This window comes from Anaeromassilibacillus sp. Marseille-P3371 (assembly GCF_900169665.1).
GTDB lineage: Bacteria > Bacillota > Clostridia > Oscillospirales > Acutalibacteraceae > Anaeromassilibacillus.
Map to the genome: position 1 here is coordinate 1,083,674 of NZ_LT835157.1, position 8,141 is coordinate 1,091,814.

General features: G+C 46.4%; 3 protein-coding genes and 1 tRNA gene. 3 read left to right on the plus strand and 1 reads right to left on the minus strand.

What is annotated here, in order from left to right; all coding sequences use genetic code 11:
* Position 1: 1 nt before the first annotated feature.
* Positions 2 to 85 (plus strand) — tRNA-Leu (locus B9Y59_RS03575).
* Positions 86 to 475: 390 nt separating this feature from the next.
* On the opposite strand, the gene B9Y59_RS03580 is transcribed toward B9Y59_RS03575, so the two are convergent.
* Positions 476 to 712: a helix-turn-helix domain-containing protein gene (locus tag B9Y59_RS03580; protein ID WP_054324787.1), complete on the minus strand. Its 237-nt coding sequence runs from the start codon at positions 710 to 712 to the stop codon at positions 476 to 478.
* A gap of 329 nt (positions 713 to 1,041) precedes the next feature.
* Between B9Y59_RS03580 and B9Y59_RS03585 the strand changes: the two genes are divergently transcribed.
* Entirely contained in the window at positions 1,042 to 1,671 is a 630-nt protein-coding gene (locus B9Y59_RS03585) for a DUF6514 family protein (RefSeq protein ID WP_054324788.1), read from the plus strand.
* Positions 1,672 to 1,900: 229 nt separating this feature from the next.
* A complete protein-coding gene (locus tag B9Y59_RS03590; RefSeq protein WP_085531832.1) occupies positions 1,901 to 7,228 on the plus strand; it encodes an alpha-L-fucosidase in 5,328 nt (1,775 codons plus the stop codon).
* Positions 7,229 to 8,141: the final 913 nt, after the last annotated feature.

Genomic DNA, 8,141 nt, shown 5'->3' on the forward strand with positions numbered 1-8,141 from the left:
TGCGCGAGTGCTGGAACTGGCAGACAGGCACGTTTGAGGGGCGTGTGTCTATGACGTACGAGTTCAAGTCTCGTCTCGCGCACCAAATTTGAAACCCTGAAACCCGCATGAATGGTGGGTTTTGGGGTTTCTTTTTTTATCTTCGATCAACAAATTGATCAACAATTTTACAAAATAGATCAACGCTATGGAATGGTCGTTTTTTGAGTTTTGTCGAAATATATCCGAGAACGTTTTACTGTTAATTGCAATAGAACAGGCGGTAGGCAAGGGGAGAATGGGGGCTGTGTCCGTAAATCCTATAGACTCCGTTTCCAATGGTTTGTCCAGAGCCTTAAAGAGCCCCTAAGAATCTGTTCCAGCCGCTTTTAGCCATTAGGGTTTGTAAGGAATTACTTGAAAAATCATATGATAATATAGGATTCAAATGAAACGTCCGTAGAGTCTCTATCAAAGAGATTCTACGGACGTTTTGCTATAAGATACTAGGCGGATATTCCGATAGGTCTTTTCTATAGGCCTGAATATCAATATTGAAGAAAAAGACCAGGCGAAGAAAAATTTCGGAACCAGGTGAGATCTCTCCCTTTTCGATCTTTTGATATTCTCGTAGAGAGATGAATACGGCATCTGCAACCTGCTGCTGTGTCAGCTTGCGTTTGTCTGTGCGATTGTGATAGATGTCGTGCCCAAAGTGCATTTTGAATGACATAAATATTCCTCCTTGAAAAGAAGGATATTCGAATATGCACGATCATTCTACGAATAAAAATTCATATTGTAGATTATGTAAAAATAATTCACATATTTTTAGGACATTTGAGAATGAAAAATCGATTCTATTAGAGGAATCGAATTGGGAAAAGTCTCATTTTATCAAAAAATACTGGTTCGGCCATCCTTTGCCTATCTTAGGTGGTACTTCCTTTTATGTACAAAAACAAAAACCTGTATCATTCGACATAAATAGGTGTTTTATGACTTTGTGAAATAAATTTTTTTATAGTATGATTACGGTAAGTTCAGGAAAGAGGAGATTATATGGAAGACTACCGAACCATCATAGGAGAAAATATTCGCCGTCACAGAAAGCGGCACTGCCTCACCCAGGAAGATTTGGCGGAGTTGACCGGCATCCAACCATCCTCTGTTGGGAAAATAGAGCGTGCACAGTCAAATCCAAACTTAACCACACTGTTGCGCTATGCGGATGCATTGAAAATCGATTTACCTGCGTTGTTTATTGATCCCAATTCAGAAAAGATAAACGATTGTGTGCCCAATATCCCTTTGTCCGCCCTTCCGGAGCCCAATCGTTCAGCAGCGAGGCTCCTATTACAGGTGCTAAACGATATTGTGAATACAGAATTGGATGAAAGCTATGTTAGCTCCCTATTTTTAGAAATCCTTCGTTTGGTACGGCACAGTGTTTTTGAGGTGACATCCTCTTCTTGCAGGGAGGAAATGTACAGTGGAGTGCCGGTTTATGGAGTAAAAGCAGTATTTTATAAGGAAGGGCGTATATATCGTACAGAAGAGATCGCGGATCTATCTACAGATCGCCAGATAGTGGAGCATTTTGTAGCCCGTCTAAATCGCAACTTCGTCTCCTATGAGAATTTTCGTGATCTTCTGGATGACTTTATGAATAATTTTGGAGCATGGGAATAATATATGCCCAATAACCGTTTCTTTCTCATCAATGAAATAATAAAGTATATTCGATTGGATAAATTATTTGAAAAAGTCCGTAGAAGTACAACAAATATACACAATAAGATACATAAAAAAATAGTTTATCATTTGATGAATATTGTGAGAAACGATATAATTTAAATAAGCAACTATTGCGATATATGCGCAATCGGAAACTTAACAAGAAAGGAAGGATTTAGAAAGAATGAAAAAGACAAAAAAGTGGTTGTCGCTTCTGGTAGCGGCTATGATGGCTTTGCAACCATTGACGATCCATGGTGCGGCGGCAGAAGATGATGTATCTCCTCCTGAAGCTTGGGGACCTCTTCCGACAGAGACACAGTTGCAGTACCATGAAGAAGAATTATCAGCGTTCATCCATTTTGGTGTTAACACCTTTTATGGCGTAGAATGGGGAACTGGAAAAGAAGACCCGAATGTGTTCCACCCAACAGGTTTGGATACGGACCAGTGGGTAAAGACATTGAAGGATGCTGGCTTTAAGCGCATCATCATGATTGGGCGGCACCACGATGGGTTCTGCCTGTGGGATAGCGAGTACACCACCCAGGACGTTGCCAGCAGTACCGACTTTCAAGCTACACAGGCAGCCCGGGGACAGTCTGGAGACGTTTTGGAAGAGCTCTCCAAATCCTGCACAAAGTATGACATGGATATGGGATTCTATCTTTCTCCTTGGGACGCCAATAATCCCAGCTATGGTTATGGTACGGGTACGGATGAAGAGACCGATTCAAATGGCGATTACAATGAATACTATATGAATCAGCTTCGGGAAGTACTGGGCAATCCAAAGTACGGCAACGATGGTAAATTTGTTGAGGTCTGGATGGACGGTGCAAAGGGGAGCGGCGCTGCTGCCCAGCATTATAAATTCCAAGAGTGGTTTGATTTGATTGAGGAACTTCAACCCGGCGCAGTGGTTTTCAGCCCATATGGCTCGACCATCCGTTGGATTGGAAATGAATCCGGTAAGGCGGGGGATCCCTGCTGGTCAAAGCTAGATCAACAACGCCAGAGGGATTACTACGATACATATGGAGGGGACGAAGCAAATTATCTAAATAGTGGCGATCCAAATGGAGATATTTGGAGCATCGGCGAGTGCGACGTTTCCTTAACGTCCGGATGGTTTTGGAAGGCGGGAAAACAGCCGAAAAGCATGGAAGAGCTGACAGACATCTATTTCAAATCTGTGGGACGTGGTCAGCCGTTGCTGCTGAATGTTCCGCCGGATACAACCGGTGTTTTACCAGAGGACTTTGTCGACCGTGTATCGGAATTGGGAGAGACGATTCGGGATACCTTCCGGACTGATCTGACAAAACAGGAGGGGGTAACAGCAGAGGCGACCGCTGTGCGTGGCAATAGTCCAACTTATGCTGCGGCCAATGTTTTGGATGACGATTCAGACAGCTATTGGACCATGGACGATGGCCAGACGACGGGAAGTATCACGATTGATTTAGGTGGAACCAAGTTGTTTGATATTGTTTCCATTGAAGAGTACATTGAACTGGGACAGCGAATTTCCGACTTTACCGTAGACGTTCATACTTCTTCCGGTTGGAAAGAATTTGGTTCTGGGCACACCATTGGTGCAAAACGTTTGGTACGCGGTGCACCCGTTCGTGCAGACCAGATTCGCGTCAATATTACCGGTTCCCAGGCTGTGCCGTTGATTGAAAATATCGGCGCTTTTAAAGCCGAAGGTGCATTTGAACAAGAATCCATTATGCCGGAAGGCTTATCTATGATTGACGATCGTGAATTCGATCGAAGCGATGGTTGGAACCTGGAAACCATTGATGGTGTTAACGATACCGGCATGTGGGCGAACCCTGGTGCTGAGGCGAGTTTCACCTTTACTGGCACAAAGGCATGGATTGTTGGAACAAAAGATCCCAACCATGGTACGATGGACGTATATGTGGACGGAAATTTGGTTGCAACCCCTGACGCATATCAGCCAAATCGCCAGCTCAAACAGATTCTCTATGTGACTGATGATTTGCCGTATGGAGAACATACGGTGCGTATGGTTTGCAAGACAAAGGCAACGGGACTGGATGCTGCCTTTATATTGGACAACAACGGCGCAGGGATGTTTGAGATTGATCCGGCCAGTTATACGGTTCTTGAAGGTGGCACGCAGAATATTATCATCAAGCGTGTTGGTGGCACATCCGGAGAAGTTTCTGTCGATTTTCAGACTGCGCCGGATACCGCCGTTCACGGAAGACACTATAACGACGTGAATGAAACAGTGACATTTGCGGATGGACAGGACACGGCAGAGGTGACCGTAGAAGCCATTGAAAACAATGAGGTCACCGGTGACCTCCGTTTCTTTGCGGAGATTGTTAACCCGGCTGGAGGCGCTATTTTAGGTTTTAATACGCGCGCAGATGTCATTATAAAGGACAATGACTTGGTGGATAAAAATGCTTTGAAGGCTGCACTGGAGAAGGCAAATGCGGAGAACGAGGGCTGGTATACCTCTGCAACATGGATGTCCTTTGTGCAGGCCAGAGAGGAAGCACAGGCGGTTTATGATAATTCGGATGCGACAGCAGAACAAGTGAATACTGCTCTGGAGAATTTGGAACAGGCTCAAAAAGGGCTGGAAGACCGAACTGCCTTTACAGAGGCGGACCCCTTTATCCTTCCAAAAGAAAATGAAGGGGATAAATTGGCGGAGGCAGAGTTTTTTACTCTGGTACCAATTTCTGGGGACAAATATGTCCGAATCGAAGAGGATGCCAATGCGAGTCATGGACAGAAGGTAGGCTGGATGGAACCAGGCAATGTCATCAAGTTGCCCTATGTAGCACCCAATGCTGGCACATATCGTGTCGACTGTCGTTATCAGAGCGGCCGTCTCAGCGAAGAAACTGCCAATGTGATCAATTGGAGTGGAGATGGGATTCAGAGCGGTTCGGTGCATGTCTTTGGGGACAGCAGTGCGCCGTATAAGAACGTCACCTTTGATTTAATCGTCACAGAACCCGGTGTAGGGGAATTGGTAATTACAGCGGATTCCAATGCAGGCCCCAATCTTGACTTCTTTACTTTTACCGCCAAAGATTTGGTAGCAAATACGTACATCATTACAGCAGAGGCAGGAGAGAATGGTTCAATTGAGCCTTCAGGAGAAATCGCAGTGAAAGAAGGCTCTTCACAGACCTTTACGATCACGCCAGACCGTGGCTATGAAATCGCAGAAATTTTGGTGGATGGGGAGCCAGCGGACAAAAAATCCACTTATACCTTTGAAGAGGTAACTGGGAATCATACGATTTCTGTTTCCTTCCAGGAAATGGATCATTATGGGGAGAATCGGCCAGTTGTTTTGAACAGCAGTACCACACCGGTTGAAGTGGAGGCTGAACTCCTGGAACTGGGCGGCGAAGGTGGACTTATTGAGGACAATGCCTATGCAAGCGGCGGCAAGGCAGTCGGTTGGCTGGGCAATTGCGGAGACCATGGAAACGCTTGGCTGAATCTCTGGGTGGAAGTGCCACAGGATGGAACCTATGACATCGCCGTATCCTGCATGGCAGGAGCACAGAATATACTTTATTATGAGAATCTTGACCAAACGGTTCAGGGGCGGATCTCCTGTGAAAATACCTATCCCAATTTCGTGGAAAAGACCATTCGCGTCGAGCTGAAACAGGGGATAGACCGGTTGAAGTTCTTCAATGATGAAGAGTCCACAGCAAATTTGGACAAATTTACCATTACAGCGGTACAACCCAAACTCACAGTGGTTTCTGTGAAAAATCCGGAGAAACAGACCGTTGTATCGGGCACTCTGTTCGAAGATCTCGATCTGCCGGAAACGGTAACGGTGGTATTGAGCGATGGATCGACAGAAAAGGCAGGGGTCGTTTGGGAGAAGGACGGCTATTTGCCAGAGGTCGGTACCTATACGATTTCCGGCATTTTAACGCTACCTGATGGAGTGGAAAATCCGGAAAACTTACAGGCAGAAGCAACGGTCGTCGTAGAAGAACAAGAGTTGTCTCCGCATTTGTTCTTTGTACAGTGGAATGCCAATGCAGAGCTGGAAGTAGAGGGCAATGTGAACGAAGTCATTTTGGAGCGTGACGGTATTTTCAGTGCAGAAGTTATGGCGGGCGAGGATTTAAAACTGCATTTTACGCCCGTGGGACAGTCCTTCAACGCGGTTACCTGCAACGGAGAGACGATTCCATTTGAGGCGGATGGGTTTACCTATTCGGTAACCATGCAGAATCAGGATACGAAGCTTTACTTCCATTTTGTGGTGGTCAACAAGGCAATTTTAGAGGCCGCCTTGGATGTAGCAAACACTGTAACAGAAGAAGAATTGGAAGATCTGGCGGATACAGTAAAGCAGAACTTCTTGGAAGCGAGAGAAAATGCCCAAGAGGTGTTTGATAAAGATACAGCTACACAGGCAGAAGTCAATGAGGCTTGGAAGCTGTTGATCGAGGCAATTCATTACCTTGACTTTGAAAAGGGAGATTTGACTTCCCTTGGAAAACTGCTGGAGATTGCATCAAAGATCGATCCGGAACTCTTTACAGAGAGCAGCTATGAAGGGTTTGAAAAAGCTTATCAGACCGCCCAGGATGTCTATGATTTAGGTGGAGATGCTTTGAAGGGAGACGTCGAAAGTGCATACTACACTTTGGAAGAAGCTCTCAATCGACTGATCTTTAAAGCCGACTTGAGTTCTTTACAGGCTGTGGTCGACTATGCTAAGTCGCTCTGTCTTGAGGATTATCGCTCAGAGGGGCAAAAAGAATTCCAAGAAGCGCTTACAAAGGCAGAAACCATTCTGGAGAAAGGCGCAGGGGCTGTCACGCAGGAGAAGGCCGACGCAGCAGCTGCTGCGCTTACCAAGGCGATAGAGAATCTACGCAGAATTCCAGATAAGGACGCTTTGGAAGATCTCATTGCACAGGTAGAGAACATGGATTTGAGCAATTATACGGCTGCATCGGTGCGAGCGTTAAATGGCGCATTGCAAAGCGCACGGGAGGTAGTGAAGGACCCGCAAGCGACTCGCGACCAAATTGTCAAAGCGTATGACGAGGTAGAGGATAGAGTCGAGCAATTGGAAACGAAAAAGCAGAATGGTTCCCATTCCGGAGGTTCCAGCAGCAGTTCTTCAGCGGGGAATTCCTATGGAGTAGGAACGGCTCCCGCAACAACGGTTCCAGTGCTACCGACAGAGAATTGCCAGACACAGGTGTTTGTTGTTTCCGACACAACACTTCCGTTTACTTTAAAACGAGGCAGTGCCTATTGCTTTAAGATGACTGTAAACGGCAGTATGACGGCTGTTCCAAGCTTTACCGTTGGCAATGGTGATGTACTCAAAACGCAATTTGTGGCAAAGGTTGGGAACGACTATTACTTCAGGGTTTGGGCAATCGGTACCCCAGGAACCAGTACAGGCGTATATACCACTTTGCCGGGCCAGAATGCACAGCTGCATTGTACAGTGACCGTTGGTTGAGTACTGGATAACTTGCGAATGGTATAAACCCATTCGGTTAGGTAGCAGTCGACGGAAACGCGCTTTCATAGAAAACGCCGTAGGCGCAGAAGACGCTATGCGTCCACCGGGCGAGGGTACGGGAGGTCTATACGACCTTGCCGGTGCGGAATGCGCAGCTGCATTGTATAGTGACCGTTGGTTGAGTACTGGATAACTTGCGAATGGTATAAACCCATTCGGTTAGGTAGCAGTCGACGGAAACGCGCTTTCATAGAAAACGCCGTAGGCGCGGAAGACGCTGTGCGTCCGCCGGGTCAGAGCACGGAAGTCTATACCGCATTACCTAGTCAGAATGCACAGCTGCATTGTACGGTGGCCGTTGGTTGAGCACTGGATAACTTACAAATGGTATAAACCCATTCAGTTAGGTAGCAGATGACGGAAGCGCGCTTTCATAGAAAACGCCGTAGGAGCGAAAGACACTGTGCGTCCGCCGGGTCAGATCATGGGAGGTCTATACAACCTTGCCAGTGCAGAATGCGTAGATGCATTGTACGGTGGCTGTCGGCTGAGTACTGGATAACTTGCGAATAGCATAAGTCATTCAGTTAGGTAGCAGATGACGGAAGCGCGCATTCGTAGAAAACGCCGTAGGAGCGAAAGACACTGTGCGTCCACTGGGTCAGAGTACGGGCGTCTATACGACCTTGCCGGGCCAGAATGCACAGATACATTGTACGGTGACCGCCGACCGAGTGGAAATGGCAACCTTTGCTCTATGCAGAAGAGGCGCAGTTATTCCAGTGAAAATAAGGGATCGGTTGTCCAGATAAGTGCATATTATGTGTAGCTTTCGATAGATCCGATCTTTCCAAAGAAGTAGTCACCGTAAAGTGAATGAAACCAGGAAAAGCAAATAATAAACCAAGCC

Bases quoted from the DNA above. Each gene is read 5' to 3' on its own strand.
- B9Y59_RS03580 (WP_054324787.1), bottom strand. From the start codon at position 712: ATGTCATTCAAAATGCACTTTGGGCACGACATCTATCACAATCGCACA.
- B9Y59_RS03585 (WP_054324788.1), top strand. From the start codon at position 1,042: ATGGAAGACTACCGAACCATCATAGGAGAAAATATTCGCCGTCACAGA.
- B9Y59_RS03590 (WP_085531832.1), top strand. From the start codon at position 1,901: ATGAAAAAGACAAAAAAGTGGTTGTCGCTTCTGGTAGCGGCTATGATG.